The organism is Rhodoferax sp. GW822-FHT02A01 (genome assembly GCF_038784515.1).
In the GTDB taxonomy this organism is placed as follows: Bacteria; Pseudomonadota; Gammaproteobacteria; order Burkholderiales; family Burkholderiaceae_C; genus Allorhodoferax.
On record NZ_CP152376.1, the window covers coordinates 4,045,679 to 4,064,334 of the forward strand.

General features: G+C 61.0%; 21 protein-coding genes and 1 tRNA gene. 8 read left to right on the forward strand and 14 right to left on the reverse strand.

The features are described from left to right. Positions 1 to 3 precede the first annotated feature (3 nt). The 7 genes from hscA to AAGF34_RS19290 all read left to right on the forward strand — a co-directional run bounded on the left by hscA (position 4) and on the right by AAGF34_RS19290 (position 5,562). On the forward strand, positions 4 to 1,860 hold the full coding sequence (gene hscA, locus AAGF34_RS19260) for a Fe-S protein assembly chaperone HscA (RefSeq protein WP_342617320.1): 1,857 nt from the start codon (positions 4 to 6) through the stop codon (positions 1,858 to 1,860). A gap of 8 nt (positions 1,861 to 1,868) precedes the next feature. After that, positions 1,869 to 2,207, forward strand: a complete 339-nt coding sequence (gene fdx, locus AAGF34_RS19265) for an ISC system 2Fe-2S type ferredoxin (protein WP_342617321.1) — start codon at positions 1,869 to 1,871, stop codon at positions 2,205 to 2,207. Between the two features lie 15 nt (positions 2,208 to 2,222). Beyond that, positions 2,223 to 2,927 carry a DNA polymerase III subunit epsilon gene (gene dnaQ / locus AAGF34_RS19270; protein ID WP_342617322.1) on the forward strand — a complete coding sequence of 235 codons (705 nt, stop codon included), beginning with the start codon at positions 2,223 to 2,225 and terminating at the stop codon, positions 2,925 to 2,927. Between the two features lie 39 nt (positions 2,928 to 2,966). Continuing rightward, positions 2,967 to 3,041: transfer RNA gene (locus AAGF34_RS19275), tRNA-Val, on the forward strand. Positions 3,042 to 3,242: 201 nt separating this feature from the next. After that, positions 3,243 to 3,683 (forward strand): hemerythrin family protein, encoded by a 441-nt coding sequence (locus AAGF34_RS19280; RefSeq protein ID WP_342617323.1) that lies wholly within the window; start codon positions 3,243 to 3,245, stop codon positions 3,681 to 3,683. 441 nt (positions 3,684 to 4,124) lie between these two features. Then, positions 4,125 to 4,778, forward strand: a complete 654-nt coding sequence (locus AAGF34_RS19285) for a lysophospholipid acyltransferase family protein (RefSeq protein ID WP_342617324.1) — start codon at positions 4,125 to 4,127, stop codon at positions 4,776 to 4,778. A gap of 1 nt (position 4,779) precedes the next feature. Continuing rightward, positions 4,780 to 5,562, forward strand: a complete 783-nt coding sequence (locus AAGF34_RS19290; RefSeq protein WP_342617325.1) for a glycosyltransferase family 2 protein — start codon at positions 4,780 to 4,782, stop codon at positions 5,560 to 5,562. Here the strand turns inward: AAGF34_RS19290 and fabG are convergent. From fabG to AAGF34_RS19355, 13 genes are all read right to left on the reverse strand, one after another. Continuing rightward, positions 5,559 to 6,278 (reverse strand): 3-oxoacyl-ACP reductase FabG, encoded by a 720-nt coding sequence (gene fabG / locus AAGF34_RS19295; protein ID WP_342617326.1) that lies wholly within the window; start codon positions 6,276 to 6,278, stop codon positions 5,559 to 5,561. The genes AAGF34_RS19290 and fabG overlap by 4 nt on opposite strands. Positions 6,279 to 6,290: 12 nt before the next feature. Next, complete coding sequence (locus tag AAGF34_RS19300) at positions 6,291 to 6,773, reverse strand: 3-hydroxylacyl-ACP dehydratase (protein WP_342617327.1); 483 nt, start codon at positions 6,771 to 6,773, stop codon at positions 6,291 to 6,293. After that, entirely contained in the window at positions 6,764 to 7,564 is an 801-nt protein-coding gene (locus AAGF34_RS19305) for a beta-ketoacyl synthase chain length factor (protein ID WP_342617328.1), read from the reverse strand. The genes AAGF34_RS19300 and AAGF34_RS19305 overlap by 10 nt, the downstream gene beginning before the upstream one ends. Beyond that, positions 7,561 to 8,754: a beta-ketoacyl-[acyl-carrier-protein] synthase family protein gene (locus AAGF34_RS19310; RefSeq protein ID WP_342617329.1), complete on the reverse strand. Its 1,194-nt coding sequence runs from the start codon at positions 8,752 to 8,754 to the stop codon at positions 7,561 to 7,563. The genes AAGF34_RS19305 and AAGF34_RS19310 overlap by 4 nt, the downstream gene beginning before the upstream one ends. A gap of 102 nt (positions 8,755 to 8,856) precedes the next feature. Beyond that, entirely contained in the window at positions 8,857 to 9,654 is a 798-nt protein-coding gene (locus tag AAGF34_RS19315) for a polysaccharide deacetylase family protein (RefSeq protein ID WP_342617330.1), read from the reverse strand. Beyond that, positions 9,651 to 10,337 (reverse strand): hypothetical protein, encoded by a 687-nt coding sequence (locus AAGF34_RS19320; protein WP_342617331.1) that lies wholly within the window; start codon positions 10,335 to 10,337, stop codon positions 9,651 to 9,653. Before AAGF34_RS19320 ends, AAGF34_RS19315 begins: the two co-directional genes overlap by 4 nt. Beyond that, complete coding sequence (locus AAGF34_RS19325; RefSeq protein ID WP_342617332.1) at positions 10,321 to 12,675, reverse strand: MMPL family transporter; 2,355 nt, start codon at positions 12,673 to 12,675, stop codon at positions 10,321 to 10,323. Before AAGF34_RS19325 ends, AAGF34_RS19320 begins: the two co-directional genes overlap by 17 nt. After that, a complete protein-coding gene (locus AAGF34_RS19330; RefSeq protein ID WP_342617333.1) occupies positions 12,672 to 13,271 on the reverse strand; it encodes a LolA-related protein in 600 nt (199 codons plus the stop codon). The genes AAGF34_RS19325 and AAGF34_RS19330 overlap by 4 nt, the downstream gene beginning before the upstream one ends. Then, on the reverse strand, positions 13,258 to 14,181 hold the full coding sequence (locus AAGF34_RS19335) for an acyl-CoA synthetase (protein ID WP_342617334.1): 924 nt from the start codon (positions 14,179 to 14,181) through the stop codon (positions 13,258 to 13,260). Before AAGF34_RS19335 ends, AAGF34_RS19330 begins: the two co-directional genes overlap by 14 nt. Continuing rightward, the gene (locus AAGF34_RS19340; protein ID WP_342617335.1) at positions 14,178 to 14,471 is read right to left on the reverse strand and encodes a hypothetical protein; all 294 of its coding nucleotides are present in this window, start codon (positions 14,469 to 14,471) and stop codon (positions 14,178 to 14,180) included. The genes AAGF34_RS19335 and AAGF34_RS19340 overlap by 4 nt, the downstream gene beginning before the upstream one ends. Beyond that, a complete protein-coding gene (locus AAGF34_RS19345; protein WP_342617336.1) occupies positions 14,468 to 15,844 on the reverse strand; it encodes an AMP-binding protein in 1,377 nt (458 codons plus the stop codon). The genes AAGF34_RS19340 and AAGF34_RS19345 overlap by 4 nt, the downstream gene beginning before the upstream one ends. Further along, entirely contained in the window at positions 15,844 to 16,479 is a 636-nt protein-coding gene (locus AAGF34_RS19350) for a hypothetical protein (protein ID WP_342617337.1), read from the reverse strand. The genes AAGF34_RS19345 and AAGF34_RS19350 overlap by 1 nt, the downstream gene beginning before the upstream one ends. Next, complete coding sequence (locus tag AAGF34_RS19355; protein ID WP_342617338.1) at positions 16,479 to 16,766, reverse strand: phosphopantetheine-binding protein; 288 nt, start codon at positions 16,764 to 16,766, stop codon at positions 16,479 to 16,481. The genes AAGF34_RS19350 and AAGF34_RS19355 overlap by 1 nt, the downstream gene beginning before the upstream one ends. Positions 16,767 to 17,039: 273 nt before the next feature. Here AAGF34_RS19355 and AAGF34_RS19360 point away from each other — a divergent pair, with 273 nt between their 5' ends. Then, positions 17,040 to 18,206 (forward strand): nucleotide sugar dehydrogenase, encoded by a 1,167-nt coding sequence (locus AAGF34_RS19360; protein WP_342617340.1) that lies wholly within the window; start codon positions 17,040 to 17,042, stop codon positions 18,204 to 18,206. Between the two features lie 30 nt (positions 18,207 to 18,236). Here the strand turns inward: AAGF34_RS19360 and AAGF34_RS19365 are convergent, their stop codons facing one another. Further along, positions 18,237 to 18,638 (reverse strand): RNA-binding S4 domain-containing protein, encoded by a 402-nt coding sequence (locus AAGF34_RS19365; RefSeq protein ID WP_342617341.1) that lies wholly within the window; start codon positions 18,636 to 18,638, stop codon positions 18,237 to 18,239. Positions 18,639 to 18,656: the final 18 nt, after the last annotated feature.

The window sequence follows — 18,656 nt, forward strand, 5'->3', positions numbered from 1 at the left end:
ACGATGGCGCTTTTACAAATTTCCGAGCCTGGGCAGTCACCCAACCCGCATCAGCGGCGCGTGGCCATTGGCATTGATCTGGGTACCACTCATTCCCTGGTGGCAGCTGTTCGCAATGGTGTTGCCGAATGTCTACCAGACGCCCAGGGTCGCGTGATCCTGCCCAGTGTGGTGCGCTACCTGGATGCGCAGCGCCGCCAAATCGGCTTTGAAGCCCTGGAGAACCAGGTGAGTGATCCGGGCAACACGATTGCCTCGGTCAAGCGTTTGATGGGGCGTGGACTGCGGGATGTCGCCCATGCCGATAAGTTGCCGTATGCCTTGGTTGACGCCCCAGGCATGGTGAAAGTGCAGACCATCGCCGGTGAAAAAAGCCCGGTAGAGGTCAGCGCAGAGATTCTGGCGACCTTGCGTTACCGTGCTGAAGACACCTTCAATGACGATATTTTTGGTGCGGTGATCACTGTGCCGGCGTACTTTGACGACGCACAGCGCCAAGCCACCAAAGACGCTGCCCAGTTGGCCGGGTTGAACGTGTTGCGCCTGATCAACGAGCCCACGGCTGCAGCGATTGCTTATGGCCTGGACAACGCTTCCGAGGGCGTGTATGCGGTGTACGACCTGGGTGGTGGCACCTTCGACATCTCCATCCTGCGCTTGTCTGCAGGTGTGTTTGAAGTACTTGCAACCGGCGGCGATTCGGCACTGGGCGGTGACGACTACGACCGCGCACTGGCCGATTGGCTGTTGCAACAAAGCGGCCTGACAGTGAGCTCCATGGAAGACCAGGCACGGCTGCTCGCGGCGGCTCGGCAATGCAAGGAAGCGCTTTCTTCGGAGGAAATTGTTCCGGCAGAAGTGGAGCTTGCCAGTGGCGACATGGATCTGTCACTCAACCGCGAGCAGTTTGAGACTTTGACCGCAGCCTTGACCCAGCGCACCATGCAGGCTGTCAAGAAGGTGCTGCGCGATGCATCCTTGACCAAGAATGACATCAAGGGCGTGGTCATGGTGGGTGGTTCCACCCGCATGCCGCAGATTCGTGACGCCGCCCGCGCGTTCTTTGAGCAGGAGCCGCTGGTCAATCTGAATCCGGATGAAGTGGTGGCCCTGGGCGCTGCCATTCAGGCCAATCAGTTGGCAGGCAACAACCCCGATGGCGACCTGTTGCTGCTGGATGTGATTCCGCTGTCGCTAGGCATTGAAACCATGGGCGGACTGGTGGAGCGCATTGTTCCGCGCAACCAGACCATCCCTACCGCCATGGCGCAGGACTTCACCACCTACAAGGATGGCCAGACGGCGCTGGCGCTGCATGTGGTGCAGGGTGAGCGCGACATGGTGGCCGATTGCCGCAGCCTGGCGCGTTTTGAACTGCGCGGCATTCCTCCCATGGCTGCCGGCGTGGCGCGAATTCGCGTCACCTTCACGGTGGACGCGGATGGGCTCTTGAGCGTGAGCGCCAAGGAGCAGCTCAGCGGCGTGGAAGCCCATATTGATGTCAAGCCTTCCTATGGTCTGACGGATGACCAGATTGCGCAGATGCTCAAGGACAGCTTCAGCACCGCGCAAGAGGACATGCAGGCCCGTGCCCTGGTGGAGGCCCGTGTGGACGCCGATCGCCTGCTGCTGGCAACCCGCAGTGCCCTGGCGGCTGACAGCGCACTGCTGTCCGAAGAGGAGCGCTTGGAGATTGATCAGGCCATGCAGGCCAGCGAGCAGTCTTTGACCAGTACCGATGCGGCCCATATAGAAGCCGTATCCAAGGCTCTGGCGCAGGCCACCGAATCATTTGCGGCCGCCCGCATGAACCATGGCATTGCCCAGGCTCTTGCAGGCAAGAACATAGAAACCATTTAAGCCCCACTATGCCCATCATCAAGATACTGCCGCACCCGGAATACTGTCCGCAGGGCGCCCAGGTGTCAGCGCCTGCCGGCACATCCATTTGTGAAGCGCTGCTGGAAAACGGCATTGCCATCGAGCATGCGTGCGATATGAGCTGCGCCTGCACCACCTGCCACGTGGTGGTACGTGAAGGCTTTTCCTCGCTCAACGAGTTGGAGGAGACCGAAGAAGACCTGCTGGACCGGGCCTGGGGACTGGAGCCCAACTCGCGTCTGAGCTGCCAGGCCATCCTCGCGCAAAAGGACTTGGTGGTGGAAATCCCCAAGTACTCCATCAACCACGCCAAAGAAAACCACTAGGCAGACAATCGGTTTATGCGTCAAATTTTTCTGGATACCGAAACGACTGGCCTGTACGCCGATCAGGGCGATCGCGTGATTGAAATCGGTTGCGTGGAGCTGGTCAACCGCAAGCTCACCGGCAACAACCTGCACCTGTACCTGAACCCGGGCCGCGAAAGCCACGAAGAGGCACTCAAGGTGCACGGCATCACGTCCGAGTTCCTCAAGGACAAGCCCAAGTTTCAAGAGGTGGCGCAACAGTTCCTCGACTACGTGAAAGATGCCGAAGTCATCATTCACAACGCGGCGTTTGACATTGGCTTTTTGAACGCTGAACTCAGCCTGCTCAAGCTCCCGTTGTTCAAGGAGCATGTGTCCGGTGTGATCGACACGCTGGTCATGGCCAAGGAGATGTTTCCTGGCAAGCGCAACAGCCTGGACGCCTTGTGTGATCGCCTGGAAGTCGATAACTCCGGACGGACGTTGCACGGCGCGCTGCTGGATGCAGAACTGCTCGCGGATGTGTACATCAACATGACGCGCGGTCAGGATGCCTTGCTCATGGATGCCGGTGAGCCAGCCGAGCAGACCGGCATCGTCGTGGAGAAGGTTGACTTCAGCCGACTGGATCTGCCCGTGCTTGCCGCAAACCCGCAGGAGCTCACCGCCCACCTGGAGTTGATCCAGCAAATTGACAAAGCCAGCGGCGGAAAAGCGATTTGGAAAGAAGCGGCCTGATTTCTATGTATAATCGCAGGCTTTCCTGAAACAAATTCAGGGCGATTAGCTCAGGGGTAGAGCACTGCATTCACACTGCAGGGGTCGCAAGTTCGAAACTTGCATCGCCCACCAGACAACCCAGTCTGACATCCGAGAAGCCCGTAACCCACATGGTTACGGGCTTTTTTGTTATCCACGGTGAATTCAGCCGCCTTCCAGGTTGGCAAATCAATGATGAACTGATCTTGCGCAAAACGAATTGTCATTTCCTTCTTGATACTGCGCTTTCCATGGAGCGCCAAATCTGTCTGGGTGCACGCGAAAGGGGAACTCATGAGCTTGTTTGTCTGGACACAGTCCCTTGCCACCGGCAACCCCTATGTTGATGCCGAACACCAAGAGCTGGTGAGGCACGTGAATGTTGTGCTGGAGGCCATTGCGCGCAAGCTGGGTGGCGCCGATCTGTGTGCCAGTGTCGAAGAACTGCAGAACTTCGCCAGTGAGCATTTTTCGCGGGAAGAGCGCGAGATGGAGCACGTTGCCTATAAGTTCGCGGAGTACCACTTTGCAGCGCACGCCGAGTTGCTCAAGCAACTGCAAGAGATGCATGACAAGCTGCAATCGGGCCAGAGATTCGAACCCATGGCCATGTACCGCTATCTGACTTGGTGGGTCAAGGATCACATCCGGCTTTGGGATGTGCCCTTGGCAAAGGCCATGGCGGAAAGAGAGCATCTAGCGTCAGAGCGCCACTTCCGCAGCGCTTCGATGTAGTCCCCTCGCGTGCGTTACGGGAAAATGCACAGGGGAGTATCCCGGAGGTCGCCGCATTACTGGGCATTAGCCGCGCGACGACGTATCGAATACTGTTGCATGGAATCTCGCATGCTGTTCGCCATCGTCCCTTGGGGATGATCTTTCCTGGATGTGGACGAAATGGCAGCAGATAGAATTTCCGCCGGACCGAGACCACCATGGGCATGTGCTGACATACCTCTCAAGGTTGAAGTTGCCTTTAACTCCGCAACAGGTGCGGCAGGCAGCGTCAGCTCTGGTGGATTTCTTGAATATTGGGATGGGTGACGCGGTAGTATTCAGAGACAGATGCACGTTAAACAATTTACGCCACGCCGATTTATACAAGTCTGCCTTTTCTACCTGTTGCTACTTTGGCTGGGCCTGCTTCTTCTGTTGGGAAGTGCTGTCTGTCTACCCTTGCTGGCCACACATCGTACGTTTCGCAAGCCCTTGGTGCAGGAGTTGATCAGTGCAGTCTTCAGGCTTTTTCTGGCCAGCTGTGTAAGTTGCGGGTTGATGGAGTTGGATCTGCGGGCGTTGGACGCACTCAATGGCCGCACAAGGCTGTTGCTGGTCGCCAACCACCCCAGCATGATCGATGTGTTCCTGGTCTTGTCACGGGTGCGGCGGGTGACCTGTCTGATGAAGGCAAGCATTGGGACCAATCTGTTCCTGGCGGTCGGTGCATACTTGGCCGGATATGTGTCCAATCGCAGTTCCGAGCGCCTTTTGCGCGAAGCCGTTGCCGCACTGCGAAGTGGCGACTTGCTGCTGGCGTTTCCTGAGGGCACCCGCACGACGCGCCAGCCACTCAATCCGATCAAACCAGGGTTTGCCGTGATTGCCAGGCGCGCCCAGGCTCCGCTGCAGCCGATTTTGCTGCTGACCAACTCTCCGTATCTAAGCAAGGGCTGGAAAATTTGGCGCCCCCCGCAGTTTCCGGTGCGTTACCAGGCCAGGCTGGGCGCTGACCTGCCAACATCGGTACCCAGCTGCGAAACGGTCGAGCAACTGCAAAATTACTATCTGCAGGCGATGCACTGCTCAATCGACCCCAACCTGACGCTCTAAAGTGAACACTGCATCTGCCACCCATTTGGTCTTGATACCCAGCTACAACCCCGGTCCTCGGGTCTACCAGACCGTGCGTGAAGCGCGCACCCGCTGGAATCCGGTATGGGTGGTGGTGGACGGTAGCAGCGACGGCACGGCGGCGGGATTGCAGGAAATGGCGAAAGGCGACGACGGCCTCAAAGTGCTGGTATTGACGCAGAACCAGGGCAAAGGTGCCGCCGTGTTGCACGGCATTGACGTGGCCGCCGCCGCAGGGTTTACGCATGCCTTGTGCATGGATTCGGATGGTCAACATCCCGCGGTGCTGATCCCGGACTTCATGGCGTGCTCTGCGGCCAACCCTAGTGCAATGGTGCTGGGAGTGCCGGTGTTTGATGCATCGGCACCTGCATTGCGTGTCTATGGGCGCAAAATTTCCAACGGGTGGGCCAATCTGGAAACGCTGTGGATGGGCATTGGTGACTCCTTGTATGGTTTTCGGGTGTATCCCATAGGGCCGTTGCGCCAGATCATGCACGATCGGCGCTGGATGCGGCGATTTGACTTCGACCCGGAGGCCGTGGTGCGCCTTTGCTGGAGCGGCGTTCGACCGATCAATCTGCCTGCACCGGTCAAATACCTGACGGCGAACGAAGGCGGCGTCTCTCATTTCAACTACTGGCGTGATAACCGGCTGCTGACGTGGATGCACACCCGTCTGATGCTGGGCTTTGTCTTGCGCCTTCCGTGGTTGCTGCTGCGACGACTGGTTGCGCTGGCCGATCGTGGAGGTGCTGCCTAGGCCATGCCGCCGTTGATCGAGATGATCTGGCCTGTGATGTAGGCCGCTCGCTCCGATGCCAGAAAAGAGACGAGGTGTGCCACTTCCTGTGCCGTGCCGGCGCGCTTCATGGGCACCATGCGTGCAATGGCCGCTTCGTTGAAGCTGCCGCTGCTCATGGCGGTATCGATGATGCCTGGCGCCACGGCATTCACCGTGATGCCTCTGCTTGCCAGCTCCAGCGCCAGGGACTTGGTGGCAGCATGCAGGCCTCCCTTGGCTGCCGCGTAATTGGTTTGTCCACGGTTGCCGGTGATGCCGGCGATCGACGAGACGGAAATGATGCGACCCCAGCGACTGCGAATCATGGGCATGGACAATGGCTGGGTGACGTTGAAGAAACCGTGGAGCGATACGTCGATGACGCTGTGCCATTGGTCGGGGCGCATGCCTGGAAATACTGCGTCATCGTGAATTCCGGCATTGTTCACCAGCACTTGTACTGGGCCGTCTTCCAGCAGCGCCTCCAGCGCCTGACGCGTCGCTTCGGCATCCACCACGTTGAACTGCAGGGCTTGGGCCGACCCGCCAGCCGCGACAATGGACTCACACACGGCCTGGGCCAAGGCCGGTTGGCTATTGGCATGAACCACCACATGGTAGCCATCGTTGGCCAACTGGTGGCAGATGGCGGCGCCAATCGCACCGCTTCCCCCTGTAACCAAAGCACGTTTCATGCGGGTTCCGATTCAAAAAAGTGGGTTGGCCGAGGCCGTTGCCTGCAGCACGCTGGCACGTCCGCTCAGCAGCTGTCGTGTCCCGGCGTGGATGCTGAAGGCATATAAGAAACTGCCTTCGTTGCCGGAAATTCGCTGCGCTCGAATATGCAGATCTTCACCCGCCGTGTTCAGTTGGGGCTGTGTCCACTCCACGTTGCGCACACTGGCCAGGTATCCGCTACCGGGGGCGCGGTCGGTTCCTGCCAGCAGTGCCCCATGCACCGCCATGGCCTGGGCCGCATATTCGATGCCGATACAGATGCCCAGCCCTTGCTGGCTGCGTAGCGGGTTGTCCGGGCTATTGTGGCTGCTGGCGCGGCACACGATGTCGGTCTCATCCCATTGCTCGACCGCGTCGAGCAGGCACATATCACCCTGATGTGGGATATGGGCGGCAATCCAGTCCCTGTTTGGCAGGTAGGGTGCAGGCCCAGGAGGGGGGCTCATTGGCATGGCAGCACCGTCAGCGCAAGGTTCGTTGTATCCAGGTATTCGATCACCACCTTGTCGGGCGTTCCCCGCGCCAGCTGCTGCAGCAAAGGCAGACTGCGGGCCGACGGATTGTTCCGTCGCAGGGATTCCAGTGCTGCATCCGCCATGGATGTGTCCACATTGCTCGTCCAACCGATTTCCAGCCGTGCCAGCGATTGCTCAGTGCGTTGCGGGTTGAGCACCATGGCCACGCCAAAGGGTGAGGCGATGGGCCGCAAGCTGTGAAGCGGTTCAGGGTACACCGTGTCGTAGGCCACCAGAAGGCAGGGCGCCGCGCTATCCAGCGCCTGGGTGGCGGCTTCCAACAGCGCAGCGGCAAAGGTGGCATCAAAGGCGCTCAGGCTGGTGGACGGCGCCATGCAACCCGTAGCAATGCTCCAGTAGCCGGAGGCCGCGTTGTGTACCGAATTGTGAAATCGTGTGGGCGACACGGAACGGTCCGCTGAGGCCAGCGCTTCAAGAAGGTTGTGGCAGTTGTCGCAGTCTCCGGCGCTGGAAGAAAAAACGGTGGCCAGTTGAGCGGCGTCGGCCCCGGCCCCGCGCACGGCATCAAAGCCGATGGACAAGGCAAGTTTGACAGCCGTGCCCACCCGCCGCCGCTCGGCCGCAGGCAGCGCGTCCAGGGGCGGCAACTGCATGGGCGCCGGCACGTAGGCCTGCTCTCCCGTCAGCACGGGTACGGCTGTGCTCCACCCGGAAAGACCAGGGCCAAACAGGCCAATGCCGTCGACATGGATGGAAAGCGTGCTCATACGGACTTCAAGGAAAACACCAGGCTGCAGTTGCTGCCGCCAAAGCCGAAGGAATTGCTCAGCACATGCTGCATGGGCTGATCCAGGTTGGTCAGCAGGTAGTTGCAATGCAAAGCCGGGTCCAGCACCTGGGTGCCAACACCGCCCGGTGCAAAACCATCTTGCAGCGCCAGGGCGCAGACCACCGCCTCGATGGCGCCTGCTGCACCCAGTGTGTGGCCGGTATGGCCTTTGGTGGAGCTGCAGACAGTCTGCTGACCGAACAGCGCACACACTGCTTTGTCCTCTGCCGAATCGTTGCCGGGCGTGGAGGTCCCATGCAAATTGATGTAGTCGATCTGGTCTGCCTGCAGACCCGCCATGGTCAGTGCCTTTTGCATGGCCAGTTGCGCCCCCAGGCCCTGCGGATGCGGTGCCGACATATGGTGTGCATCGCTGGACTCCCCGACGCCAGTGAGTAGCACATCGCCTGCCTGTGCCAGGCTTTCACGTTCCAGCAGTGCAAAGGCCGCACCTTCGCCAATTGAAATGCCATCGCGTTCCACGTCAAAAGGCCGGCTGGGCTGCCCGGACAGCAGCTGCAGGGAGTGGAACCCGTACAGCGTGGTGTAGCACAGCGAATCGACGCCACCGACCAGCGCCGCGTCGATCAGGCCAGCGGACATCATGCGCCGGGCCATGCCAAACACTTTGGCGCTGGAGGAGCAGGCGGTGGAAACGACGCAGGCCGGGCCTTGCAGGCCCAGGCGTCGCCGCACAAAGTCGGCAACCGAGTACATGTTGTGGGTGGTCTGGTAAGGCGTACCTTCGGGCAAGGCACCGCTGTGCGGGTCGCGCTGCCGGTAAGCCAGCTCGGAGCTCAGGATGGCAGAGGTGCTTGTGCCCAGAAACACGCCGATCCGTTGTTGCCCATAGCGGGTGATGGCGCGCTGCACATGGTCGCTGAATCCGTCCTGCGCCAACGCCAGTTGCGCCAGTCGGTTGTTGCGGCTGTCGTACGCGGCCAGATTCGCGCTCAAGGCCATCTGGTCGAGGCCATCGACCTCACCGATGCAAGTTTGCAGTGCCACGTCTCGCCAGGGGCCAGGTCGCAGGCCGGAACGCCGGCTGCGCAGAGCCAGGCGCGTGGCGTCCAATCCGGCACCCAGCGCGCTGGTCATGGTGAAGGCCGTGAGGCAAAGGGAAGACACGCAGCAAGTACCTGTGAAAGTGGGGGAATTCTAGCGAAGCTAGCGGACATTCAAGCGGACCACGCTACCGGCCATTGCCGCAGTCCAGCGCATACGTCCACATCAGGGCGTTGCACATGCGTCGGCAAGCGTCACCGCCTGAAGGTGATGTGCGGACAAATGCTCCAGCAGGCGCGGAAGCACCGCCAGAATGACAGGCTGACCCTGGCGCGTGCGTGCACAGTGGCCGTCGTGCAACAGCAAAATGTCACCCGCGGCCAGTTGGCGCAGCAAGCGCGCCAGCACCTGGTCGGCGTTGCCATCGCGGCTGTCGTAACCGCGTCGCGTCCACGTCACCAATTGCAGCCCCAAGGCGTGCAGCACCGGTGCCAGAAAAGGGTTGCGCAAGCCCGCCATGGCGCGATAGTAGATCGGCCTGCGCCCCGTGATGCCCAGCAGTGTGGCCTGTGCGTCACCCACTTCGCGGCGCCACCGAGCCGGCCCAAACAGCGAACACAGCATGTGGTGCGTTTGCCCATGGTTTTCGATCGTATGGCCCGCGGCAAGAATGGAGCGGCACAACTCCGGGTGGCGCGCGGCACGTTCGCCAATGCAGAAAAAGGTGGCCTTCGCGCCGTGGGCAGCCAGGATGCGCAGCACCTGCGGCGTGACGACCGGATCAGGGCCGTCGTCTATGGTGATGGCAACTTCGCGTCTGCGCGCAGCGGTCGCTGGCAAACGCAGCATGTTGGGCCCCAGCCATTGGCTGCGCGGCCACAGGCTCACCGCCATGATCAGCAGGTGCAACGTGACCAGCCAGCCCAATGCCCACCCCCATAGACCCATGGCCAGAAGCGGCAGCGCCGCCAGGTGCAGCAACGCTGTGGTCAGCAGGAAAAGAGAGGGACGCCAGCCAGTCATGGGGCAAGTGCAGGGTGGGACATCGGGGTGGTCAGCGGGCCGTGCGCCAGCCAGTGTTCCCACATTGTCATCCAGGCGGCCCAGTCGTGGGCGCCGTCGACGCAATGCACCTGCTGCTCGGGTAGCAATGCGGCCAGCAAATTCTGACCCGTGATAAACCGGTCGCGCGTAGCCAGGCTCAGGGAGATGGGCATATCCCATCTACCGGTTTTCGCCTGACGGGCAAGCCAGCGCCACCACTGTCGCTCGTCCACATCCGTGCATTGCGGCGAATCCACCCACTTCAGCGCGCCGCCAGCATCATGTATCTCTCGCAGGATGTCACGCGTTCCGGGATAGGGGGCCATCAAATGCAATCCTGCCAGGGCTTGGTCACACGTGGCGGCGAACCCCAGGGCATTGAATGCACCCAACGAGATGCCAGCCAGCCAGATTTCCGAATAGGGCGTGCCTTGTGCATACGACTGGATTTGCCGGGCTAGTTCGGCGGACACGGTTTTTGCCATGACGTGCTGGTAGTCGACACCCGCCAGAAGAATGTCGGTATCGATGCCGTGTTGGCGCACTGCGTCCACAAAGCCCTGGGCAAAGAAATCTTCGGGAGTGGCTTCGGCCGGCGGCAGCAGGATCAGCAGTCGCCGTGCCGGTGCTTTCCCAGGACAACGATCAAACAACGCCAGCATGGGTGCGTGCACGTGCCAGAACGGCCGAAAAGACCAGGGCCAGAAAAGCACCCGGGCCCACGGTGCTGCCAATGGCGGACAGCACCGGAACGGAGGAAAAGCCCAACAAGCCAAAGCTGCCCACGGTGGTCAGGTTGGCGACAACCAGAGAGGTCTGCTTCTGGCGTCGGCTGGCGTCGGTCTCGGCAGGGTCGCTGCCGTCGAAGAAGAGCGCGTAATTCGAGCCTACCGCCACCACCAGCAACAGCCCCACCAGATGCAGGATGGTCAACTGGATGCCCTGTGCCAACAGCAGGGCTGTGACGCACAGCACAGCACAGGCCAATGGCAGCACCACGCGCACGGTACGGCGCAGTGAACCCAGGGTCAGCAGCAAGAGCAGAACAATTGCAAGGCAGCCCAGACCGGACAGCAACACAGCCTCATGCAGATAGCTTTGAAACAGACTGGAGGTTTCTTCCTGCAGATCGATCAGCACGACCTGCGACAAACCGGCCTGCTGCAAGGCCGCGCGGAGCAGGGCAAGATCAATGGGCTGCGCCTCGTGGCCTGTGGCCACAGGGCGCAAAGGCATGAGAGCCATGAACTTGCCCGCGCGCTGGATCAACAGGGAATCCAGCAGCAGGGCACCGGAACTGCCTTGCAGGTCGGCGCGCACCAGGGGGGGGGCGTTGCGGCTGGTTTCCAGGTCCTGCAGAAACCCTTCCAGCCGTTCAGCCTTGAGTGGCAAGCCGGCCAAGGCCGCCTGCAGGGTGGCACGCGCCTGGCGCGCATCAGGCAACGCGGTACGACGCGCCTGTTGCGTGGCCAGGCTGGGCAGTACCAAAGCTGGCGAGTTGTAGCCTCCCAGAAAGCCTTGCTCGACCAGGTGGCGAAATACAGCACCGGTCCGCTCCGCCAGCTGCAACGCGCTCTCCTGATCGGCGGCATTGATGGTTGCGATGTAGCGCATGTCTGGCGCCCCCAGCTCGGCACGCAACTGCGCATCCAGTTCTTGATCCGCTGCAGAGATCGGGCTGAGCGCGGATACCTGAAGGTTCCAGATGTGGGCACCGTGGTACAGGACAGTGCCTCCTGCCAGCAGAAGCAGAGCGCCAACCACCCAGTTCAGCCGGACAGCCCGATGAAACACCCGGTCCAGCAGCTGCCCGGCGCGGCCCAGGTCGCGCAGCTTTGGTTGTTGAGGCATCAGCAGAGGCAGCACAAATCGGGTCACGAGTGCGGCGGCTACCAGTCCGGCAATCGAATACAAGCCCAATTGGGCCAGACCGGGAAAGCCCGAGAACAGCAGCGCGGCAAAGCCCGCCGTTGAGGTCATCACACCCAGGCGGATCGTGCGCCAGAAACTGCGCATGTTTGTCTGTGCGCTGCCTTGGATGAACAGATAAATGGAATAGTCCACCGCCTCGCCAATCAAAGTGGTGCCAAAGCCCAGGGTCAGCGCGTGTACGTGGCCGAAACCCAGACTGACCGCCGCAACGCCGGTCAGCGCGCCCGACGCCACCGGCACCAGGCCCAGCAGCAGCAGAGCAAGCGATCGGTAAACCAGCAGGAGCAGACCGATCACGAGCAAGAAGCTGGCAATGGCGAGGCGACGCACCTCATTTTCGATGGTGGCGCGTGAGGACACGGCAAACACACTGGTACCGCTCATGAGCAGCCGCGTTTGCGCCTGCCCGCCGCGCACGCTTTCAAAGCTGCTGCGGATCAGGGACAGCGCCTGGGATTGCGCCTCGGTGTCGGTGCCGGGAGCGTTCAGCTGGACCAGCAGCAGGGCTCGAGAACCGTCAGGTGAGGACCATACCCCCTCGCTGGAATTGGGCTGGTTGTCGCCCGAAAACTGCTGCAGGACCTGCAGGGTTTCTGCCGTGGGGTCGTGCGGCAGCAGTTTCTTGAGCAGCATGCCGGCATCGCCCGACAGGGCATCAATGGAGGCGCCAATGGCTTGGCGCAGGCCATCCGGCGTGAAACGTTCGGCCGACACGGCAGGGCTGAGCAGGTAGCGGTTGTGGAAGAAATAGTCACGGTCGCGTTGCTGGGTCCGTTCATCACCGTTTTGCACCGATTTGAAGGCCGCCTGCGTGCTCAGGCGCTGCGCCAGCGCCTGGGACTCGCGGGCACGCTCCTGTGGGGTTCCGCCTTCGATGCCGATCATGACGAGGCGGGCGACGATGCCATCACGTAGCTGCTCCACCAGCAATTGTTGCCGCTCGCTTGGCATGCGCGGCATGAAGGCCGACAAGTCAGACACGAAGTGGGTCTGCGCGATCAGTGCCACGCAGATTGCCATGGCGCCCAACCAGAGCGACAGCGTCAGCCTACGGTGCGCCCGATTCATGGCGTGGCTGGACGGGAAATCACCATGGCGGAGCTGTCACCGTCAGCCTGCTCGATGTCAATGGTTTGCAGTGCCGCCTGATGGCCGGCCATGCGGATGCGGCGAACGATCTTGGTCAGCGCGGGCTGGCTGGGCGCCAGCACCAACTGCCATTTGTCGGCCGTTCCGCTCAATTCAAGCGTGTAGTTTTTCTCCAGCGCCTGCTGGTCTCCCGCCAACGCGCCCCGAATGCTGTCGACCAGTGCGGCGACTTCCGGATACTGTTGCAGTCTGACGGTATAGGGACGCTTGTCGCCCTGCGTGATGCTGAGCTTGTCCCCGTCCAGGATCAGTGATTCCGTGTGGGGCTTGAGCGTGCGCTTTTCCAGCCGGTCCGGTGCATTGAAACTGAGTTCGCCGGAGGATTCCAGCGGCTTGTCGATCAGAGCCAGACGCCGGGTTTCCACAAAGCTTGCGGTGCCGGATTTCTGTTGCTGCAGCAGCTTCATCAGATCGGGTAGCTTGAAGTCGGCTGCCTGCGCGCCCAACGCTCCCAGACACAGCAGGGCAGCGGCAAAGCGGCGCGACCGCCACGTCCATGAGTCAGTTTTCGGCACGGCTGTCGGGTTTCCAGAAGTCATAGAAATTGAACCAGTTGTAGGGTGCCGCGCGGCAATGTCGCTCCAGCACCGCCACGTAGGCATGCATCAGCTCCCTTGCCAACACCTCGCGCCCCGCGTTGGTTGTGTCAGAGAAGTCGCTCAACTTTTCAAAATGTACGTCATAGCGGTTTGCGCCCTGGTACAGGCCGGCCATGAAGTACAGCGGCTGGCGCAGCATGGCTGCCATGCGGAATGGTCCCAGCGGAAAACTGGCTTGTGTCCCCAGAAACATGACCTCTTCATAATCGCTGGCCCCGGTGGCGCGGTCGGCCAGGATACCGACCATGGCGCCCTCTTGCAGGCGTTGGTGCATCAACAGGATGGAACGGGCGTGACCCAGGGCAATGATTTCCTGAACCAGGCTGGGATTGATGGCCCGCAACGCACTATTGATCATGCGGGCATTTTCCGGGTACATCGCCAGACAGACACGCATGCCGGACTCTTCGCGAGCCAGGGTGTGCAGCACTTCAAAACTACCCAGGTGGGAGCCAAACAGAAGCAGCCCCTGCTGCCCGTGGTGCAGCACCTTGACGGCTTCGGCACCGTGAGTCCGTATGTCAAACAGGTTCGTGCTGCCGTTGAGAAAGTAGACGCGGTCATGGATGGTGCTGGCAAAGGCAAGAAAATGCCGGTACACGTCGATCCAGCCTGGTCGACGCTGCAGGCAGCGCGTCAGATAGTCCCGTGAAGCGCGCCGCGCTGCGGGAGCAGCCAGCAGGAAGTACAGCGCGATGCAAAACACCAGCAGACGCGTCAAACGCCGCCCCAGGCGAAGGGAGAGCTGGGCCATCGCATGCAGCCAGAACACGCTGCCTCGCTCCTTGCGCAGCATCCATTCCGGATTCTGACCAGCCTTGCTCATGGGGGCACTGCCTTCTGCAGCAGAAAGCGGCCGCTGGCGACCCGGCGTGTGGTGCTGAAAATCTCGAACTGCACCATGGCCGGTCGCAATTCGTAGCGCAATTCGAGCGGTTCTCCGGGGCCGACCGGGCTGTGAAATTTGGCCTCCGCCAGACCAACCAGCAGACACCCGGTTTCGCTTTCAATGGCGCTCTTTGCCAGGTCCAGCAACAGCACGCCCGGTACGATGGGCCGGCCTGGAAAATGGCCGGCAAACGCTGGGTGGTCAGCGGCGATATGCAATGTGCTCATGGCGCAGGACGCGTAGGCAGGTGAGCCTCAGCCAGTGCCTGCAGTACGCGTTGCGAAAGCTTGCCGTTGCCATCTCGTGGCAGGGCTGCCAATTGCACGATGGGACGGGGCAGAAAGACCGGGTCCAGATGCCCACGCAAGGCTTGCAATACGTCGGCAGTTTGAAGTCCGGGTGCCACCACAAAGGCGACCAGGCGGCTGATCTCCATGGAGTTCTTGACGGGCGGTAGCCAGAATTCAGCGTCCTGCACTCCCGGCACCTGCATGAGGGTGTGGTTCAAAAAGGCCAGGGAACTGCGTTTTCCCGCGATATTGACCATGTTGGCGTGGCGATCCAGCAGGCGAAAGCGCGTCGGGCTCAGGATTTCGACGGTGTCGTTCAGTACCTGCGGCGCTTCCAGGTGGCCTCCACTGGCCGTGGTCACTCCGTTCTGCTGCTGCAGGTGGATGCCGTCATAGACTTCCCATTCCGCGTGCTGCGTCGGTCTGCGCATGGCAAGCTGACCGGTTTCGGTAGAGCCAAATATCTCCGACACCGGTGCACCCAGCATGCTTTCGGCCCGGGTGGCCAGCTCAAGGGAAAGGGGGGCTGTGGCACTCAGCACCGCAGCAATCGGTGGCAGGTCAATCTCGGCGTTGAGCAGCGTACGCAGGTGAAACGGAGTCGTCACCAACAGACGCCGCGCCGGTAGCTCGGCCAAGGCGGCGGCAATATCTGCCGGAAAAAAGGGCAACCGGGAGCTTAAGCAGGTACCGCCCAACAGTGGCAGGATCACGGTCAAATCCAGACCGTACATGTGGCGAAAGGGCACGGTGCCCAAGACCGTGCATGGACCACCGGCTACGGCCCACAAACGCTTGCGTGCCTGCTCGGCACAGTGTTGCAGGCGTCCGAAGGTCTTGTGATGTGCCTGGGGCACTCCCGTGCTGCCCGAGGTAAAGACGGTGGCTATGCGCTGACCGAAGGGAATCTGTGGAATTTCTTCCACCCAGGAACTGGCTTGCGGCGGCACGGCGTCCACACGTATGTTGGGCAGATGACCCAGCGTGACGGTTTGCTGGTCGTTCACGCAGATCGGGTTCGGCAGGGTGGCCGCCACGGCGGCAAGGTGCTCAGGTGCGGATGAGTTTGGCAGCAGACTGTTGCTGCCGCGCGCGATCGCGGCGAACAGGGACACGGCAAACCAGTAGCGGTCGGCGCAGAGGTTCAGCACCGGTGCACCGGCAGGCAGTTTCTCGGCCACACCCTGTACATGGCCCAGGAATTCGGCACGCGTAACGGGCTGCGTCTGGCGGTAGGCCAGAATCGAATCGCCGGGTGCGTCCGGCAACAGAGGCAAACACGTCTGGGGGGGCAGCAGGGTGGGGGCCATCAGGACTGCTTGCGGTACGCGCGAATGGTCTCGGCAATGCTGAAATGCATGCGTTGCGGCATGGTTCGCACGCGGATCAGATATTCGCCTACAAACATCGCGCCAATAAGCAAAGGGGTCAGCAGGTCGGCAAACACGGACCAAACCGCAATGGGCGCGCCAAAGAACAGCACAACCGAAAGCAGTGCGCTGCAGCCAAAATAAATGGTCCAGGCCAGCGTGACCTTCCATGTGTAGTACATGTAGCGCGCGTCCACGGAGGTGTGCAGGATCAGAGTCGTGAGACGGGAGCACAGCGCGTTTTCATGACCATGGCCCAAGGTGCGGCCGAAGTTCAAGCACAACAGCGTCATGGTGCCCGCATGTTGTATGAAGTACAGCCAGGCCGTGTGGGCGCGCAGCGGCTCCAGATTCAGCAGGGTGACGATGGCGGCAACGGCAAAGAGGCCCAGCGCCAGACCCCGCGCCTTGGCATTCCAGGCAGAGGCCAGCGCAAGCGTCGCCAGCGGCGCGATGCTGAAGGCCAGCATGGCCAACGTCGGATGCTCGGCCACCGTGATGGTGTAGCTCAAGCCGAGGTAGGTCGCGCCGACAATGGCCAGCAAAGCCAATCCCAGCGACTGCTTGATTGACACTAGGTGGTCCGGTTGGCGGCGATATACGCGCTCAGACTGCGCAGGGAACTGAAGTTCTGGAAGTTGTCTTCGCTCTCGGCCTTGATCTGTATGCCGAAACGCTTGGACACTACCAGTGCGATTTCCAGAATGTCTATGGAATCCAGCCCGAGCCCGTCGCCGTACAGAGTGGCCTCCGGGGCAATGTCCTTTGCCGCGATCTCCAGGTTAAGTGCCGACACGATCAGTTCGGCAACTTCCAACTCCAGGCTCAGGTTGGGTGCAGTGCTTGCAGGTTCTTGGTTCATGGTCTAGGGAGGGCTCTGGAAATTCTGGTGATGGGCACTGGTCGGCCCATATGCCTTGCTGGCAGTAGGAGGGTAGGGATGAGGCAGATCTTTGCCGGGCATTTTAATCCAAGGGGGTAGCGCATCGGAGGCCTATGGGCCGGGCACAAGTCTTGCGAAAGTTTGTGATGCCGTCGGGGCACGTTACTTTTGCGTCACAAAGGCAAGGCAAAATCGGTGTTGCGCGAGGTTCGCCTCAGGAATCCCCTCAATGCAGTAATTACAAGTGATGTTATGAAAATTGCGATCGCAGGAACCGGCTACGTAGGCTTGAGCAATGCAGTGCTGCTGGCACAGCACAACGAGGTGGTCGCCATCGACATTGTGGCTGCCAAGGTGGATATGCTGAACCAAAAGAAGAGCCCCATTGAGGACCGCGAGCTGGAAGACTACTTGGCGCACAAGCCTCTGAACTTCAAGGCGACCCTGGACAAGGTCGAGGCATACGCCGGTGCCACCTACGTCATCGTGGCCACACCCACCGATTACGACCCCGTCACCAACTACTTCAACACCCGTTCCATCGAGTCGGTGGTGAAAGACGTGATGGAGATCAATCCTTCGGCGGTCATTGTGATCAAGTCCACTGTTCCAGTGGGATACACCGCCAAATTGCGCGAGGAGACGGGTCACCCCAATATCATCTTCAGCCCGGAGTTCCTGCGCGAGGGCAGGGCGCTGTACGACAACTTGTACCCGTCACGCATTGTGATTGGCGAGCGTTCCGAGCGGGCCCAGGCGTTTGCCGCGCTGCTTCAGCAGGGCGCCATCAAGCAGGATATCGATGTGGTGCTGACCGACAGCACCGAGGCCGAAGCCGTCAAGCTGTTCGCCAACACCTACCTGGCCATGCGCGTGGCCTACTTCAACGAACTGGACACCTATGCCGCCACCCATGGCCTAGACACCCGGCAGATCATCCAGGGCGTCTGCCTGGACCCGCGCATAGGCAGCCACTACAACAACCCAAGTTTCGGTTACGGCGGCTACTGCCTGCCCAAGGACACCAAGCAGTTGCTGGCCAATTACAACGAAGTGCCGCAAAACATCATGCGTGCCATTGTGGACAGCAACACCACCCGCAAGGACTTCTGCGCCTCGGACATCCTCCGGCGCAATCCCAAAGTTGTGGGCATCCACCGCCTGGTGATGAAGGCCGGTTCCGACAATTTCCGCTCCAGCAGCATCCAGGGCATCATGAAACGCATCAAGGCCAAGGGTGTGGAGGTGGTCGTCTACGAGCCAGCAATGAAGGAAGATGCCTTCTTCAACAGCCGCGTCGTGCGCGACCTGGAGGAGTTCAAGCAGGTATCGGACGTGATTGTGGCCAACCGCATGGCCGTAGAGCTCGGCGATGTCGCAGACAAGGTCTACACGCGGGATCTGTTCGGGCAGGACTGACCTGCCCGGTATCGTGAGGACGCTGGCGACTCAATCCAGTGACGCCGACCAGCGGTCTCCCCAGTTCTTTTCCAGATCGCGACGGTCGCGCTTGGTGGGGCGCCCCTTTTCGATCGACAGCGCTGGTTCCGGACTGACGCGGCGCCTTTCCATTTCCTCTGCACGGCTATGAATGCTCTCAGGTGTTTCCTCATAGAGCTGCTGCGCGACGGGTGCTGAGCCGCGCTGGTCGGACACGCCCTTGACCACGACGGTACGCGGAAACTTGGCCTGTACCAACCTGACCGTGTCACCTGCCCGGACTTCGCGGGACGCCTTGACATCGGCGCCATTGACCTGCACGCGGCCGGCATGCACTTCGTCGGTGGCCAGCGAGCGTGTCTTGTAGAAGCGCGCGGCCCAAAGCCACTTGTCGATGCGGACTTTTTCCATCAAAGCGGGGCCCTGGTT